This window comes from Polaribacter sargassicola (assembly GCF_021991835.1).
GTDB lineage: Bacteria > Bacteroidota > Bacteroidia > Flavobacteriales > Flavobacteriaceae > Polaribacter > Polaribacter sargassicola.
Genome location: NZ_JAHDAU010000033.1, coordinates 1 through 485 on the forward strand (window position 1 = coordinate 1; position 485 = coordinate 485).

The 485-nt window shown below is 69.3% G+C and carries 1 protein-coding gene; it reads left to right on the forward strand.

Annotated features, from left to right (window positions below):
* Positions 1-485: PA14 domain-containing protein (locus tag KI686_RS15690; protein ID WP_237590274.1), on the forward strand; the 485-nt coding region annotated here is incomplete at both ends.

Sequence of the window (485 nt, forward strand, 5' to 3'; positions counted from 1 at the left end):
ACGGTCCGGCGCCTGCCGCCTGCTTCGGTTCGAACCGGCGACCCGTCGCCGACCCGGCCGGCACGACAGGATGCGGGATCGTTGCCACCCATGCCAGCACCGTGTACGACGCGGGGATGTTCGGCCTCCAGGCGGCCTACTATCCGAACAAGACGCTCGCCGGAAAGCCTGACCTGTTCGCTCTCGGCGTCGGCGACGCGACCGGAAGCGTGACACGCAACTGGGGGACCGCGTCCCCGGGAGGGACGCTGCCCGTCAACGGGTGGTCGCTGAGGCTGACCGGGCTGATCACCTTCCCCCAGGCCGGCGCCTACACCCTGCAAGCCAGGAGCGACGACGGCGTCCGCGTATGGGTCAATGACGTGCTCAACCTGGAGCGATGGAAGAGCCAGGCCGCAACCGACACGACCGGGACCGCGGTCACCGTGACAGCCGGTCAGACACTGCGCATCCGGGTGGAGTACTTCGAAGACACCGGCCCCGCC